Genomic DNA, 18,134 nt, shown 5'->3' on the forward strand with positions numbered 1-18,134 from the left:
TCAGGAATCCGTTGCCAGGTCCGCGAGCGCCAGACGGGCCAGCTCCGCGTCGGAGAGTGCGTCGAGGCTCACCTCGAGCTCGCCTGCGTCCGGCACCTCACGTGCCGGAGCGGGCTTCCTCTCGTCGTTGAACTTCAAGACAGCCTCGATGAGGTGGTCGGCGAGGAAGTCCACGTTGGGGTGGTTCATCGCGATGGTCGAAGGCAGCGAGTGCCCCAGCCCGTCCTGCAGGGCGTTGCGCAGCTCGATGGCCATCAGCGAGTCCATGCCCAGGTCCGTGAATCCCTGGCCCCAATCGACTCCTCCCGCCACGTCCAGGCGGAGCACGCGCCCCACCGCCTCCTGGAGCCTGCGGACGAGCACCTCTCGCCGCTCGTGCGGCAGCGCGCCCTGCAGCTCCGCCAACCACTGCTTCTTCGTCGTCGCCACGGCCGCGCGAGACTCTTCCTTCCGCGCCGGCGCCACCGCCGCGTAGAAGCCCGAGCGCCCCAGTCGTCCGAGGCCCTCCAGGTACGCCGGCCACCGGATGTGCATGAGCCCGAGCTGCGCCTGCGAGTGCCCCAGCGCCTTGCCCAACAGCTCCAGACCCTGCGCCGTCGGCAGCGCGCGGATGCCCCGGCGCTCCAACGCCTTGGCCACCTGCGCGTCCGTGGCCATGCCCACCTCGGCCCACGGGCCCCAGTCCAGCGACAGCGCGGGCAACCCGCGGGAACGACGGACGTGCGCCAGCGCATCGAGGAAGGCGTTCGCCGCCGCGTAGCCACTCTGTCCCGGAGAGCCGAGCAGCGCCGCGGCCGACGAGAAGAGGACGAAGTGCTCCAGCGGCCGGGTCTCCGTGAGGCGGTGGAGGTTCCACGCACCCGCCACCTTGGGCGCCATCACCCGCTCGAAGCGATGGGCGTCCTGCTGCACCAGTGCTCCGTCCTCGACGATGCCCGCCGCGTGGAAGATGCCGAGCAGCGGCACCGCCCCCGCGTCGATGCGCGCCAGCAGCGCCGCGACATCCGCCTCACGCGCCACATCCGCCGAGGCCACCGTGACGCTCGCCCCCGCCTGCTCCAGCTCCGCGAGCACCGTGCGAGCCTCCGCCGTGGGCTCACGTCGTCCCACGAGGACCAGGTGACGCGCGCCGTGCTCCACCAGCCACCGCGCCATCGACAGGCCGAGCGCCCCCAGACCTCCCGTAATCAGGTACGTGCCGTCCGCGCGGAAGGAGGTGACCTCCGCGCCACCCTTCGCCCGTTGGAGCTGGGGACGCAGGCGCCTCTCCCGACGGAGGGCCACCTCGACTCCCGGCGTGTCGCTGGAGCGCAGCAGCTCGGTGAGCAGCGAGGACACGCTGCCCTTCACGTCTCGAGGGTCCAGGTCGATGCGGCCGCAGCGCAGCTCACCGTGCTCCAGGTCGATGACCCGGCCCAGGCCCCACAGGGACGCCTGCACGGGCGAGGACACCGCCACGCCATCGGCGGGCTGCGCGCCCTGCGTGACGAGCCACAGCGGAGACTGCGTGCCGCTGGCCACGAGTGCCTGCGTCAGGTGCAGCGCTCCCGTCGTAGCCTGGAGCGTCGCCTGATGCAGGGCCTCGGCGGACCGTGTCTCCTCGGAGGAGGTCTGGTCCAGGCCCCACAGGTAGACAGCGCCCGCGCACGGGGCTCCCTGCAGGGCCTCGCGCAGCAGTCGGGTGAAGTCGGCCGGAGCGCTCGCGTCGACCTCGAAGTGCTTCGGGGCCGTGTTCCGGAATCCAGCGCCAGGACGCACGCGGATGACGGAGGCTCCGCGCTCCTCCAGCCGCGTGGCCAGCTGCTCGCCGACGCCTTGCGCGTCCAGCAACAGCAGCCACGGGTGGGACTCGGCCTGGGGCAGCGGCGCGGGCGGCAGGGGCTCGGGGGTCCACGCCACCTCGTAGATGCGCTCCTCGGACTTCTTGTGCGTGCTGGCCTGGAGGACCTCACGGCTGGCGCGACGCGCGTGGAAGCCGAGAATCTCCGCCACCGGGCCGTGCTCGTCGAAGAGCTGCACGTCGCCGCTGAGGATTTCTTCCGTGATGGCCCGCTCGCCCGCGGTGGACTTCGCGTAGCACCACAGCGCGCCCTGCGGACGGCGGAAGAAGTTGAGCCTCGAGACACTGAACGGAATCGCCAGCGCGTCGGCCAGGCTCGTCGCGTCGCTCACCATCCAGTTGGCGAGCATCTGGAAGCACGAGTCGATGAGGCCCGGATACAGCTGGTAGTTGTCCGGGGAGTCCGGCAGCTCCGGCTGCTGCATCTGGCCGAACGCCTCGTCCTGGCTGCGCTGGAAGGGACCAATCCAGCGGAAGCTCGGGCCCAGCGTGTAGCCCATGGCTCGGAAGAACTTGTAGAAGTCGTCTCCCGAGCGCGACTCGGTGCAGCGCGCCAGCACGGCCTCGCGCGCGGGCAGCGTCCTCGGCGTGGAGACCTGCGACGGGTCCACTCGCAGCTCACCGGTGCCGTGCAGCACCCATTCACCGGACTCGCCCTGCGTCATCAGCTTGAGGGAGTAGCCCTCCGCGTGCGGCGAGAAGATGAGCTGGAGCGGGCGCAGCTCGTCGTCCGCGAGCACCAGCGCCTGGTGGAAGGTGAGGTTCTCCAGCGTGCAGGCCTGGGGACCGAAGGTCTCCACGACGGCCGAGAGGACCATCGAGAGGTGAGAGGCCGCCGGCGTGACGACCGTGCCGTAGAGACGGTGGTCATCGAGGTACGCCGGACGGAACGCCCCGAGCGTCGTGCTGTAGATGATGTCGTCGAACGCGGGTGAGTACAGCCGGGTCCCGAGGTGCGGCTTGATGGTTCGAGCCTCACGCGGCGCGAGCAGCGCGCTCTGTCCCCGCGGCTCGCGGGTCCACCAGTAGCGCTGACGTTGGAACGGGTAGGTGGGCAGGGACACGGTGCGGCGCGCGTACGGCTTCTCGTACTCGCTCCACGCCACCTCCACTCCCTTCACGTACAGCGCCCCCAGCGCCTCCAGCGCCGTCTCCCACTCCCCCTTCCCCTTCCTCAGACTCGCCACCCACTCCAGCCCCTCCTCCTCCAGCGTCTGCCTCCCCATCCCCACCAACACCGGCGCGGGGCCCACCTCCAGGAAGATTCCCACCCCCTCCTTCCTCAGCGCCTCCATCCCCTCCGCGAATCGCACCGCCTCCCTCACGTGCGTGCGCCAGTACTTCGCGCTCGCCACCTCCGCCCCCGCCTTCTTCCCGCTCACATTCGAAATCAGCACCCGCTTCGGTGCTTCCAGCTTCACCGCACCCACCCGCGCCTCGAAGGCGTCCAGCATCGGCTCCATCTGCGGCGAGTGGAACGCGTGCGACACCTTCAGCTTCTTCGTCTTCGCCCCCTTCTCCCCCAGCCGACGCTCCGTCTCCTTCACTCCCTCCTTCAACCCCGCCACCACCCACTGCTTCGGCCCGTTTCGCGCCGCAATCGAGACGCTCACCTCCAGGCCCTTCACCGCCTCCGCAATCCACTCCTCCGGTGCCTCCACCGCCACCATCTCCCCCTCCCCCCCCAGCGCCTGCATCAGCCGGCCTCGCTCCGCCACCAGCTTCAGCGCGTCCTCCATCCCCATCACTCCCGCCACCACCGCCGCCACGTACTCACCCACGCTGTGCCCCAGCACCGCGTCCGCCTCCACTCCCCAACTCCTCCACATCCTCCACAGCGCGTACTCCACCGCGAACAGCGCCGGCTGCGTGTACCTCGTCTCGTCCAGCTCGCTGCCCTGGCCGAACATCACCTCCAGCAGCGGCTTCTCCAGCACCCCCTCCAGCACCTTCGCGCACTCTTCCAGCGCTTCCTTGAAGGCCGGCTGCGTCCGGTACAGCTCCTCTCCCATCCCCACGTACTGGCTTCCCTGGCCCGTGAAGAGGAAGGCCACCTTCCTCTTCTCCTTGCCCACCGCCTGGCCCTTCACCACTCCGGCCACGGCTTCTCCCGCCACCATGCGCTCCAGCTTCGTCTTCAGCTCCTCCGCTGAAGCACCCACCACCGCGAGTCGCTGCTCCAGGTGCGTCCTTCCCACCGACGCCGTGAAGCACACGTCTCCCACCGCGGCCTCGCCCAGCGCTCCCGCGTACTGCTTCGCCTGCTCCTCCAGCGCGCTCGCGCTCCTCGCGCTCAGCACCAGAACGTGCTTCGGGCGCTCCTGGAACGCGGGCAGCTCACGCGGAGCCGGAGCCTCCTCGAGGACCACGTGCGCGTTGGTTCCGCTGAAGCCGAACGAGCTGACACCGGCCAGGCGGCGTCCCTGCTTCGGGTCCCACTGCGTCAGCTTCGTCGGTACCTCCACCGCCATCTGGTCCCAGCCGATGTGCGGGTTCGGCGTCTTGAAGTGCAGGTGCGGCGGCAACTGCTTGTTCTTCAGCGACAGCACCACCTTCATCACCGCCGCCACTCCCGCCGCCGACTCCAGGTGTCCCAGGTTCGTCTTCGCCGAACCCAGCCACAGCGACTCCCCGCTCCGCCCCTCACCCAGCGCTCCCCACATCGCGTCCACTTCAATCGGGTCTCCCAGCGACGTCCCCGTCCCGTGCGCCTCCAGGTAGCTGACCTCCGTCGCCTTCACCCCTCCGTTCTCCAGCGCCTGGCGTATCACCGCCTGCTGCGCCATCCCGTTCGGCACCGTCAGCCCGCTGCTCGGACCGTCGTGGTTCACCGCCGTCCCGCGAATCACCGCCAGCACTTCGTTCCCGTCCGCCACCGCGTCCGACAGCCGCTTCAGCACCAGCACGCCGCAGCCCTCGCCGCGCGCGAACCCGTCGGCCGAGGCGTCGAACGTCTTGCACCGACCCTCCGGCGAGAGCATGTGCGCCTTGCAGATGGACAGCGTGGCCTCGGGCGTGAGGATGAGATTCACACCGCCCGACAGCGCGAGCGTGGACTCACCGTTGCGCAGGCTCTGGCAGGCCAGGTGCAACGCCACCAGCGACGACGAGCACGCCGTGTCCACCGCCATGCTCGGACCGTGCAGCCCGAGCGCGAACGACAGGCGACCGGCGACCACGTTCAGCGAGGTGCCCGAGGCGAAGTACGCGTCCACCGCCGCCGCGTCCTGATTGAGGATGACGCGCGAGTAATCCGACGCGGTGACGCCCACGAAGACGCCCGTGTTCGTCTCTCGCAGCGAGTCCGCGTTGATTCCCGAGCGCTCCAACGCCTCCCAGCCGACCTCCAGCAACAGCCGCTGCTGCGGGTCCATGCTCTCGGCCTCGCGCGGGGAGATGCCGAAGAACTGCGGCTCGAAGCCCGCCACGTCGCGCAGGAAGCCGCCCTTGCGCATGTACATCTTCCCCGGCGCCTCCGGGTCCGAGTCGAACAGCGCATCCACATCCCAGCGGTCCGCCGGCACCTCCGAGGTGGCATCCACGCCGTCGCGCAACAGGCGCCAGTACGCCTCGGGCGTGTTCGCGTCCCCCGGGAAGCGGCAAGCCATGCCGATGATGGCGATGGGCTCGTCCGTGCGAGCGACGGCCTTGGGGGCCTCCGCGCGAGGCTTCTTCTCCTCCACGAGGCTCAGCAGGTGCTCGGTGAGCGCCTGCACATTGGGATGATTGAAGGCCAGCGTCGCCGGCAACGACTGCCCCACCACGCGCTGGAGCCGCTCCTTCAGCTCCACCGCCATCAGCGAGTCCATCCCCAGGTCCGCGAAGCCGCGTCCCGCGGGAATCGGCCGCTTCGGGTCCAGCCCGAGTACCCCCGCGACCTGCTGGCGCACCGCCGCCTCCAGCTCGTCCCGCCCCAGCATGGGCGCGGTGGGCGCCATCGGCGCGGCGGCGGTCTCCACGGCCTTCGTCCCCAGCGCCGCCAGGAACGGCCGAGGACCACGGGCTTCATAGATGGGCTTGAAGCGCTCCCACCGCACGCGCGCCACCGTGGCCTGCGTGACGTCCGCGCCGAGCAGCCGCTCGAACCACGCGACCCCCTCCTCGGTCTCCAGGGAGTCCACGCCCATGTTCGCGAGCCACCGCTGCGCATCCGGCGACGCCATGCCCCGGCCCGCCCACGGGCCCCAGTTGATGCTCGTCGCGACAAGCCCCTGTGCGCGCCGGTGCTGCGCGAGCGCATCCAGGAACGCATTGCCCGCCGCGTAGTGTCCGGAGCCCACCGAGCCCCAGACCGCCGAGATGGACGAGAAGAGGACGAAGAAGTCCAGCGAGTCCCCTTGCGTCAGCGCATGCAGGTGCCACGCGCCCTCGACCTTCGGCGCCAGCACGGCATCCAGCGCGGAGGCATCCAGCTCCCGCAGCCGCGCGTGCGTGGAGACACCCGCCGCGTGGACCACGCCCTTGAGCGCGGGCATCGTCGCGCGCACGTTCTCCAGCAGCGCCACCATCTGCTCACGACGGGAGACGTCCGCGCGCGCGAGCACCACCGTCGCTCCCGCGGCCTCCATCTCCCTCACCGCCGCGATGCGCACGGCCACGTCACCACCACGAGCCTCCAGGGCCTCCCACTCGGAGCGCTCTGGGAAGGCGCTGCGCGCCGTGAGCACCAGGTGCCGCGCACCCTGCTTCACCATCCATCGCGCCACCTGCAGCCCGAGCTCTCCCTGGCCGCCCGTGACGAGGTACGTCGCCGCCGAGGCCAGCGTCGTGGCCTTCGCCGCGGGGAGCGGCTTCGACTCCAGCCGGGGGACGAACCGACGCCCGTTCCGGAGCGCGACCTGCTCCTCGCCCTCACCCGCACCGCGCATGAGGACGTCCGCCAGCGGCTCGCCCTCCGCCTTCTCCACGTCCACCAGCCCGCCCCAGCGCTCCGGATGCTCCAGCGCCGCCACGCGGCCCAGCCCCCACAAGAGCGCCTGCGACGGGTCGACCTCCGAGGACTCCACCGCGCAGGCCCCGCGCGTCACCACCCACAGTCGGCCGGTCAGCTCCGACGAGGACTCGAGCGCCCGCAGCGCGGAGACCACGCTGATGCAGCGCTCCCGGGTGCTGGTCCTCAGCGCGCCCGGCGACTCCACGCCCGACGCATCCAGGCCCCACAGGTGCACCACGCCCGCGCGCGGCAGGTTCGCCGGGAAGGCCTCCTTCCACAGCTTCGCCAGCGCCACGCCGTCCGCGGGGTCCACGGCCAGGGCCCCCGGAGCGGAGGCGGCCCCCGCGTAGACCTTCACGTGCGGAACGCCCTGCTGCTCGAAGCGCGCGGCCAGCGCCTCACCCACGCCGCCCTGGTCGCACAGCAGCATCCAGGCACCCGGGACGCCCTGCCCGCTCGCCGTCGACTCCTCCCAACGCACCTGGAAGAGCGAGCCCGCGTCCAGCTCCGTCACCGCGCCGTGCACCGTGGCGCTTTCGGAGCGCCCCGTCGCGAGGCGAGGCGCCTCCGACGGCCAGTGACGCTGACGACGCCACGGGTAGGTGGGCAGGGCCACCTTCTGTCGCGAGGGCTCCGCGTCCACCGCGCGCCAGTTCACATCCTGGCCCCGGAGGAACAGCCGTCCCAGCGCGCCGAGCAGCTGCTCCGCGTCGGGACGCCCCTTGCGCAGCGAGGCAATCCACGCCGGCTGCTCTCCCAGACACGCGCGTCCCAGGCCCAACAGCGTGGCCGTGGGCCCCACCTCGACGAACACGTCGATGCCCAGCTCGCGCAGCGACTCCATGCCCTCCTGGAAGCGCACGGCCTCACGCGCATGACGACGCCAGTACCCCGGCGCCCCCAGCTCGCCAGCGCCCACGGGCCGGCCCGTCACGTTCGACACGAGCGGAATCGTCCCCGGCAGCACCTTGACGCGAGCCGCCTGGGACTCCAGCGCCTCCAGCATCGGGTCCATCAGCGGCGAGTGGAACGCGTGCGAGACGACGAGCGCCTTGGTGCGCACGCCCTTCGCCTGGAGCTCCTGGTCGAGCCGCGCAATCACCTCTCCCGCGCCGGACAACACCACCTGGCCAGGAGCGTTCAGGCAGGCCAGCGACACCTGGCCCCGGTGCGGCTCCAGCAGCGGCTGCACCTGGGCCTCGGTGGCGAAGACGCTGAGCATCGCGCCTCCCGAGGGCAGCGCCTGCATCAGCCGGCCGCGCTCCGCGATGAGCGCGAGGCCATCCTCCAGGGACAGGTGGCCCGCGACGACGGCGGCGGCGAACTCGCCCACGCTGTGGCCCATCACCGCGTGCGGCACCACGCCCCAGCTCTTCCACACCTGCGCCAGCGCGTACTCCAGCGCGAACAGCGCCGGCTGGCTGTACTCCGTCTGGTCGATGGGCGACGTCGCGCCCTCCGCCGGGAAGAGCACCGACAGCAGCTCCATGCGGGGCTTCAGCAGCGCGGCGCACCGGTCCAACGCCTCACGGAACACGGGCGACGTCGCGTACAGCTCGCGGCCCATGCCCACGTACTGGCTGCCCTGCCCCGTGAACAGGAAGGCCACCCGCGGGGCCTGGGGCGCGGCCTCCGCCGAGGCCACGGCGTCCGAGACGTCCCCCTTCGAGAAGCCATGCAGCGCCTCGGCCAGCGCCTGCGTCGAGCCGCCCACCACCGCCAGACGGTGAGCAAAGCGTGCTCGCGTGGTGTTCGCGGTGAAGCACACGTCCGCCGCGTCCAGCTCCGGGTGCGCGGACAGGTGGCTCGCGTACTGGCGGACCTGCTCGGCGAGCGCGTCCTCCGACTTCGCCGTCAGGAGCAGCAGGTTCGAGGGGGGCCGGCTCGGCGCCGCCGAAGGCACCGCGCGCACGGGAGCCTCTTCCAGCACGACGTGCGCGTTGGTCCCGCTCATGCCGAACGAGCTGACGCCCGCGAGCCTCGGCTTCTGCGAGCGGGCCCACGGCAGCGCGCTCTCCGCCGGGATGACGAAGGCCGTGCCGTCCATGCGGATGCGCGGGTTGAGCCGGGTGAAGTTCAGGTGCTTGGGGATGCGCTCGTTGCGCATCGACAGCACCACCTTCATCAGGCCCGCGATGCCCGCCGCGGACTCCAGGTGGCCCATGTTCGTCTTCACGGACGCCAGCGCGCACTGGCTCCCATCCGCCCTCGGCGCGCCCACCACGTCGGCCAGGGCCTCCACCTCGATGGGGTCACCCAGCGACGTGCCCGTGCCGTGCGCCTCGATGTAGCCGATGGCCGAGGGCTCCACGCGCGCGTTCGCCAGCGCCTGGCGCAGGAGCGCCTGCTGCGCGAGCACGTTCGGCGCCGTCAGCCCCGTCGAGCGGCCATCCTGGTTGATGGCCGAGCCCCGCACCACGGCGAGGATGGTGTCCCCGTCCGCCTGCGCGTCCGACAGGCGCTTGAGCACGATGACGCCGCAGCCCTCACCGCGCACGAAGCCGTTGGCCCACGCATCGAAGGTGCTGCACCGCCCGTTCGGAGACAGCGACTGCGTGCGGGCAATCATCTCCGTGCTGAGCGAGTCCAGGATGAGGTTGACGCCGCCCGCGAGCGCCAGGTTGCACTCGCCCAGCCGCAGGCTCTGACAGGCCAGATGCACCGCGACGAGCGACGACGAGCACGCCGTGTCCACCGCGAGGCTCGGCCCCTGGAGGCCCAGCACGTAGGAGATGCGACCGGGCGGGAAGCAGTGCCCGTTGCCCGTGATGTAGTACGCGTCGAGCTGGTCCGCGCCCATGGGCAGCACGCGCTCATAGTCGTTGCCGGTGATGCCCACGAAGACGCCCGTGGACGAGCCCAGGAGCTTCTCCGGGTTCTGCCCCGCGTCCTCCAGCGCCTCCCAGCTCACCTCCAACAGGAGCCGCTGCTGCGGGTCCAGGCTCGCCGCCTCGCGCGGGGAGATGCCGAAGAAGTCCGCGTCGAAGCCGTCCACCTCGTCCAGGTACCCGCCCCAGCGCGGCGTGCCCGTGTCGGCGCCCGTGCGGCGCGACGCCGGCTCACGGCGCACGGCGTCCCGGCCCTCGTCGAGCAGCTTCCAGTAGGCCTCGGGCGAGTCCGCCCCACCCGGGAAGCGGCACCCCATGCCGACGATGGCGATGGGCTCGGTGCGCGCCTTCTCGAGCGTGTCGAGCTTCGCCTGCACCTTCTGCATCGCGAGCACGGCGCGAGCCATGCGCTGCTTCAGTTCGTTCTCCTTGGTCGCGTCACTCACGATTCGTTCTCCAGCGCGGTCAGCGCATCGTCGAAGAGGTCCAGCAGGTGCTCATCCGAGAGGGCCGCGAGCTCCGCGGCGGACTCGTCGGATGGACGCTCCTGGTTCGCCTTCGACGGCGAAGGGGTTGAGGGCTCGCGCACCGGCGCGAGCTCGAGTCTTTCGAGCAGGTGGACGCTCAGCGCGCCGAGCGTGGAGTGCGTCCACAGGAGCGTCGCGGAGAGCTTGAGCCCCAGGGACGCCTCGACACGGTTGCGAAGCTCCAGGCTCATCAGCGAGTCCAGGCCCAGCGCCCGGAACGGGTCCGCCCGGCCCACGCGCGAGGGCTCCAGTCGCAGAACCTGGGCAATCCGCTCGCGCAGGTGTGATTCCAACAGCTCCAGGCGCGCGCCCGGCTCCGCCTGCTTCAGCGTGCCCAGGAAGTCCGAGCCGGGACGGGCCACCTCACCGCGTCCCTCCGCGCTCAGCTCGGACCAGACGCGCAGCGGCGCCACGGACGGGAAGAACTCCAGCCACTGGCGCACGTCCAGGCGCACCGCGGCGGCCTGCGTGGCGCCCTCGTCGAGCAGCCGCTGGAGCAGCTCCTCTCCTTCACGCGCGACGAAGCTCGCCATGCCCTGGTACGCCAGGCGCTCGCCACGGTTGGACTGCGCGGCGGCCAGGCCCACATCGGAGAACGGACCCCAGTTGACGCTCGTCGCGGGCAGCCCCACCGCGCGCCGGTGATGCGCCAGCGAGTCCATCGCCGCGTTCGCCGCCGCGTAGTTGCCCTGGCCCGGCAGGCCCAGCAGCGACGCCACGGACGAATAGAGGACGAAGAAGTCCAGGACCTCGCCTCGCGTCAGCTCGTGCAGGTTCCACGCGCCGCGCACCTTGGGCGCCATCACCGTGCGCAGGTGCGACGGCGTCAGTCGCGCCAGGGTGGCGTCCTCCAGCACGCCCGCGCAGTGCAGCACGCCGCGCAGGGGCGGCAGCGCTCCGTCACGCGTCCTGGCCAGCGCGTCGCGCAGCTGCTCCGCGTCCGCGACGTCGGCCTGGGCCACGACGACTCGCGCGCCCTGCGTCTCCAGCTCCGTCAGCGTCTTGCGCGCGGTCTCCGACGGAGACGAGCGACCCATCAGGAGCAGGCTCCGCGCGCCGTGCTCCACCAGCCACTTCGCCGCGGAGAGGCCCAGTCCGCCCAGACCACCCGTCACCAGATACGTGCCGTCCGCTCGCACGCGGAAGCCCGAGCGCGCGGGGGCCACCTTCAGCGTGGGGTCCTCCATGCCGATGACGAGCTTGCCGGTGTGCCGACCCTGCGCCATCTCGCGGAAGGCGTCCGCCACCCGCGAGACGGGGAAGCGCTGGTACGGCAGCGGCCGCAGCGCGCCCGACTCCACCTGCGCCATCACCTCCTGGAGCAGCCGCGCGAACAACACGGGCTTGCGCTCCTGGAGTCCCGCGAGGTCGATGGCCGTGTACGAGATGCTCTTGCGGAACGGCGTGAGCTCCAGCGCCCGGCCGTCGTAGATGTCGCGCTTGCCGACCTCCAGGAAGCGCCCCTCCGGACCGAGCAGCTCCAGGCCGCGCGGAATCGCGTCACCGGAGAGCGAGTTGAGCACCACGTCCACGCCCTCGCCGTTCGTCAGGCGCTTCACCTCGTCGGCGAAGGCCAGCGTGCGCGAGTCCATGACATGGGCGATGCCGAGGGTGCGCAGGAACTCGCGCTTCTCGGGCGTGCCCGCGGTGGCGAAGATTTCAGCGCCCCGGGCCTGGGCCACCTGCACCGCCGCGAGTCCCAGTCCGCCCGCCGCGGAGTGGATGAGGACTCGCTCCCCCTTCTGGAGCCGCCCCAGGTGCTCCAGCGCGTACCACGCCGTCATGAAGACGAGCGGCACGGTGGACACGTCCTCGGCGCTCATGCCCTCGGGGCACGGGCGCACGAAGCGCGCGTCCGCGATGACGTGCGAGCCCAGGCTGCCTCCGGCCACCGCCACCACGCGCTGTCCGACAGAGAGCCCCGTGACGCCCTCACCCACGGACACCACGCGGCCCGCGCACTCACCGCCCAGCGAGACGGGCCCGGGAGGCAGGCCCGGGTAGATGCCCATCGCCTTCATCACGTCGATGAAGTTGAGGGCCGCCGCCTCCACCTGGACCTCGACCTCGCCCTGGCCAGGACGACGTCGCTCGGCCACCCGCGCCACCAGCCGGTCCAGCACACCGGGCGTGGGAATCTCCACCCGGAAGGCCCGCCCCTCGACGGGGAGCCTCGGCTCGGCGGACTCACGCGACGCATCCACCGGGAGACGCCGCGCCAGTCGCGCCGCGTGCCGTCCCTGGGTACGCAGCGCGACCTGCTCGTCCTTCGCGCCCGCGAGCACCTCCTCCGCCAGCAGCGAGGCCGCCGCGTCCGGGGACAGCGCCTCGACATCGACACAGGTGCACCGCAGCTCCGGGTGCTCGTGCGACACCACGCGGCCCAGGCCCCACAGCGAGCCCTGCACCGCGTTCACCCGGGGCTCTCCGCCCACGGCCTGCGCGCCCTTCGTCACGAGCCACAGCCGGGGCGCGGTCCGCCACCCCGCGCGGGTCAACTCCTGCACCAGATGCAGCGCGCCGCCGCACAGCCGCTCGGCCTCGTCGCTCGCGCGGGCTCCGGACACCTCCACCTCGGAGGCCTCGAGCGCCCACAGGTACACCACGCCTCCGCACGACTCGCCCTCGGAGAAGGCCTCGGTCAGCAGTCGTTGGAAGTGCTCGCGCGAACCGGGGGCCACCGCGAAGTGCCGGGCGCCGAGCTTGCGGAACTCCGCCCCCGCCTCGACCTTCACGCACGTGCCGCCCCGCGCTTCGAGCTGGCTCACGAGCGCGGCGCCATGCCCCTGGCCATCCATCAGCACGAGCCACGGCGCCTCGGCGGACGGCGACGTCGCGGGCGCGTCCACGCGGTGCCACGCCATCTCGAACAGCGCCCGGTCCTGGGCCACCAGACGCGCGTCCCGCTGTCCCGCCAGGGGCGCCAGCACCATGCCGCGCACCTCGGCGACCGGCAGGCCCTCCGCATCGAGGAGCCACACGTCTCCCTGCCGAATCGTCTCCCCTGCCGCGGGCTCCGACAGGCGAGCGTGTGCCCAACGCACCGGCGTGCCCGCGCGACTCACCGCGAAGCGGCGCACGCGCACCGGGACGTGGGTGCCACCGCCCGACGGGAACGCCTCCAGGAGCACCTGCAGGCTCGCGTCGAGCATCGCCGGGTGCAGCCCTCGCACGGCGCCCAGCGCCTCGGGCACCTCCAGCCGCCCCAGCGCCTCACCGTCGCGACGCCACACCTCGCGCAGCCCCTGGAACGTCGGGCCGTAGCTCAGACCGCGCTCCTCCATCTCGCCGTAGTGCGCGGAGCCCTCGCGGACCTGCGTGCACCGACGTCGCACCTCGTCCAGCGACACAGCGGATGGCGTGGCCTCCATGGCCAGCGGTCTCACGGTGCCGGACGCGTGCACCGTCCACACCTCCGCGCTCTCGCCCGACACGGGCACGAAGCTGGAGACCTTGAACGACGCGCCCTGCGCCGACTCCGACGTCAGCACGAGCTGGGTCGGCCGCGAGCCCTCCTCGGGCAGCGCCAGCGCCTCGTCGATGCGCACGTCCTCCAGGGCCCACGTCCCCTCGCCCAGTCCCTCGCGCGCCGCGGCCAGCGCCCAGTCCAGATAGGCCGCCGCCGGGAGCACCACGGTGCCCTGCACGCGGTGGTCCTTCAGGTACGGCAGCTTCTCCACCGCCACATCCACGTCCCAGAACCGCGCCCCGGGCCGGAGCGAGGAGCGGCGCGACACCCCGAGCACCGCGTGTCCCTGTCCCGCGCTCCTCGAAGCCCCCGCCGCGCCCGGCTGGAACCAGTACCGGTCCCGCTGCCACGGGTACGTGGGCAGCGACACCTGACGGCCCTCCGCGGGTGTCACCGCGCGCCAGGAGACCTCGCGCCCCTCGGTGTAGAGGCGGCCGAGCGACTCCAGCATCACCACCCGCTCGGGCTGCTCGCGCCGCAAGGACGGCAGCACCGTGCCCGGCTTGCCCAGGTGCGCGAGCGTCTGCTCGATGGAGGGCAGCAGCACCGGGTGCGCGCTCACCTCGACGAACAGCCCGTGGCCCGCGGCCACCAGGGACTCCACCACCTGCGACAGCAGCACCGGCTCTCTCAGGTTGCGCACCCAGTACGCGGGCGTCAGCTCCGTCCCCTCCGCCACGCGCCCGAGCACCGTCGAGTGCAGCGCCACCTCGCTCGCGCGCGGGGAGAGCCCGTCGAGCAGCGCCAACAGCTCCGCGCGCAGCGGCTCCATCTGCGGGCTGTGCGAGGCCACGTTGACCTTCACCGGCCGGCAGAAGACCTGACGCTGCGTCAGCGTCTCCAACACCTGCTGGAGCGCCTGGGGGTCTCCGGAGAGCACCGTGGAGCGAGGGCTGTTGCTCGCGGCCACCGAGAGCCGGTCCTCCACGCCGCGCAGCACCTCGCGCGCCTCGTCGAGCGACAGCTCCGTCACCGCCATGGCGCCCTGGCCGCTGGTGCGAAGGAGCAGCCGGCTGCGGCGGCAGATGATGCGCGCAGCGTCCTCCAGCGTCAGGGCGCCGGCCACGTGCGCCGCGGCCACCTCGCCCATGCTGTGCCCCACCACCGCGTCCGGGGTGATGCCCCACGAGCGCCACAGCCGCGCGAGCCCCACCTGCATGGAGAAGAGCGCTGGCTGCACCACGTCGATGCGCTCCAGCCAGCCCGCATCACTCGACGCCAGCACCTCGAGCAGCGACCAGTCCACGAAGGCCTTCAGCGCCGCGTCGCAGTCCTCCATCGCCGCGCGGAAGGCGGGCTCGCTCCGGAGCAGCTCACGCCCCATGCCCACCCACTGGGAGCCCTGGCCGGGGAACACGAACACCACGGGCGTCCGCGAGGACGCGGGCCCCTGTCCCACCACGAGCCCCGGACGCGGCTCCTGCCGCAGGAAGGCCTCCAGTCCCTCGCGCGCGCCCGCCAGGTCCCTCGCCACGAGCGCCAGTCGCTGGTCCAGCGAGGAGCGGTGCAGCGCCAGCGTCGCGGCGATATCCGCGAGCGACGTCGACGACGCGGGGTCGCAATGCGGCACCAGCGAGCGCGCCAGGTCCGTCAGCGCCCGCGGCGTCCGGGCGGACAACGGCAGCAGCACCGCGCCGTCCACCGTCGGCGTCCCCGGCCAGCAGACCGACACGCCCCAGGCGTACAGCGCGCCCAGCGCATCCAGCAGCCCCCCGCGCGCGTCGTCGCGCCGCATCGAGGCCACCGTCAGCGCCTTCCGCTCCGTCCGGGCCAGCGCCTGCTCGAGCGAGCGACGCATCACCGGGTGCGCGCTCAGCTCCACGAAGGTGTCGATGCCCTCCGCCGCCAGCTTCTCCACCGCCTGCGTGAAGCGCACCGGCTGACGGAGGTTGCGGCTCCAGTAGGACGCCTCCAGCGACGCGCCCTCCAGGTCCTCTCCCGTCACCGTGGACACCCAGCGCGGAGCGCTCATCCGGGGCTTCATCCGCGCGAAGGCCGCGTCCAGGTCCTCGCGGATGGCGTCCATCTCCGGGCTGTGCGCGGCCACGTTGACGGGGATGCGCGAGCAGAACACGCCGTGCGAGGACAGGTCCGCGAGCAGCGCGTCGAGCGCCCCCGCCTCACCGGACACCACCGTCGTCGACGGGTCGTTGAAGCCCGCCACCACCACCCGCCCCTCCAGGGGCGTCAGCAGCACCTCCACCTCGACGCCCGGCAGGCCCACCAGCGCCATGCCGCTGCGGCCCGCGGTGCGCTGCTGCAACCGGCTGTAGTGGTGCACCAGCCAGACGGAGTCCTCGGTGCCGAGCGCGCCGGTGATGCAGGCGGCCACCACCTCGCCCAGGCTGTGGCCCACCACCACCTCCGGCTCCACGCCCCACGAGCGCCACAAGGCCGCGAGCCCCACCTGCACCGCGAAGAGCAGCGGCTGCACCACGTCCGCGTCCTCGGCGCGCGGATGCGGCGTCACCAGCGCCTCCACCAGCGACCAGCCCGCCAGGGGCCGGAAGGCCGCGTCCAGCGCCTCCACCTTCGCGCGGAACACCGGCTCGCGGTGCAGCAGTTCGCGTCCCATGCCGTCCCACTGGGAGCCCTGGGGCGTGCACACGAAGGCGATGCGCGGCGAAGGCCGCTCCCCCCTGCCCACCACCAGCCCGACGCGCTCCTGTCCCGCCAGGAAGGCCCGGGCCTCTTCCACGAGCTCGGCGCGCGAGCGGGCCGTGAAGGCCACCCGGTGCGAGCCCTCGCCCACGTCGCGCGCCCACGGCTGGCACAGCTCCGCCAGCGTCTCGAGGGACGCGGCGTCAGACGCGCGGGCCGCCACCTTCTCGACCTCGGCGCGCAGGCTCGCCGCATCCGACGCCGCCAGCGGCAGGAGCTCCGCGCGCGAGCCCGGGGCCTCCTCCAGCACCAGGTGACAGTTCGTCCCGCCCCACCCGAAGGCGCTCACGCCCGCGAGCGCCTTCTCGTCCTCCGCGGGCCAGGGCGACAGCCGCTCGGGGACCTTCAGGCGCAGCGTCCCGAAGTCGATGAGCGGATTGGGCGCGTCGAAGTGCAGGTTGGGCGGCACGCGGCGGTGCGACAGCGCCAGCACCACCTTGAGCAGACCGGCGATGCCCGCCGCGCCCTCCAGGTGACCGATGTTCGTCTTCACCGAGCCGATGAGCAGCGCGCGCTCCGCGTCCCGCCCCTCGCCCAGCACCGTGCCCAGGGCCCCCGCCTCGATGGGGTCGCCCAGGGCCGTGCCGGGGCCGTGCGTCTCCACGTAGTGCACGCGGCTGGGCGTCACCCCGGCGCGCGCGTACGCGTCACGCAGCAGCGACTCCTGGGCCGCCGCGCTGGGCGCCGTCAGGCCGTTGCCGAAGCCGTTGTTGTTCACCGCGCCACCGCGGATGACGCAGTAGATGGGAACACCGGCCGCCTGCGCCGCCGACAGCGGCATCAGCGCCACCATGCCCGCGCCCTCGCCGCGCGCGAAGCCGTTGGCGTCCGCGGCGAAGGCCTTGCTCGCGCCATCCGGCGACAGCCCACCGAACTTGGTGAGCGCCACGCTGGTCTCCGGCGCGAGCAGCAGGTTGACGCCGCCCACCAGCGCCAGCCGGCACTCCCCCGCACGCAGGCTCTGACAGGCCAGGTGCGCGGCCACCAGCGACGACGAGCACGCCGTGTCCAGCGTGACGCTCGGCCCGCGCAGGCCCAGCGCGTAGGAGATGCGGTTGGCCACGATGTTGAGCGCCTGTCCCGTCGCGGTGTGCGGCGTGACGGCCGCGCACGCGTTCTGGTGCAGCACCGCGTAGTCGTGCCAGATGGCGCCCACGAAGACGCCGGTGCTCGAGTCACGCAGCCCCGTCGCCGGCACGCCCGCGTCCTCCAACACCTCCCACGCCAGCTCCAGCATCAGCCGCTGCTGCGGGTCCATCTCCGCCGCCTCGCGCGGGGAGATGCCGAAGAAGAGCGGGTCGAAGCCCTGCACGCCGTCCACGAAGGACGCCCGGCGCGCCACCATCTTCCCCGGGGCCTGCAGCTCGGTGTCGTGGTACGCGTCGATGTCCCAGCGCTCCGCCGGCACCTCGCGCATGGCGTCGTAGCCCTCGCACAGCCGTCGCCAGAACGAGGCCACGTCCGGCGCCCCCGGCATGCGGCACGCCAGGCCCACCACCGCGATGGGCTCATCCACCGGACGCGAGGCCGACGTCGTCGCCACCGGCCGGGCCTCCGGCTCCGCGCGGCCCGACAGCGCCGCCGCCAGCGCGTGAATCGACGGGTGCCGCCAGAACAGCAGGGGCGACACGGGGCGGCCCAGCACGCCGGACAGCTCCGTCATCAAGGCCACGACCTTCACGGAGTCCAGCCCGTAGCGGCTCAGCCGCTCCTGGGGGTCCAGCGTCTCCAGGCCCAGCAGCGCGGTGACTCGCGCGACGAGCCACGCCTGGATGGCCTGCTCCGACATCGAACTTTCAGCCGTCATCTCCACGCCTCTTCCGCCCACGCCGGGGCCATGAACCTTCACGTCGGGCCTCGTCGGCCCGTGCCTCGG

General features: G+C 72.4%; 2 protein-coding genes. Both read right to left on the reverse strand.

The window, feature by feature from the left end:
• Positions 1-10,047 carry an SDR family NAD(P)-dependent oxidoreductase gene (locus VZQ01_RS09680; RefSeq protein WP_426747647.1) on the reverse strand — a complete coding sequence of 3,349 codons (10,047 nt, stop codon included), beginning with the start codon at positions 10,045-10,047 and terminating at the stop codon, positions 1-3.
• Positions 10,044-18,065, reverse strand: a complete 8,022-nt coding sequence (locus VZQ01_RS09685) for an SDR family NAD(P)-dependent oxidoreductase (RefSeq protein WP_426747648.1) — start codon at positions 18,063-18,065, stop codon at positions 10,044-10,046. The genes VZQ01_RS09680 and VZQ01_RS09685 overlap by 4 nt, the downstream gene beginning before the upstream one ends.
• Positions 18,066-18,134: the final 69 nt, after the last annotated feature.

The sequence above is a fragment of the Myxococcus faecalis genome, from assembly GCF_050039385.1.
Classification (GTDB): Bacteria; Myxococcota; Myxococcia; order Myxococcales; family Myxococcaceae; genus Myxococcus; species Myxococcus fulvus.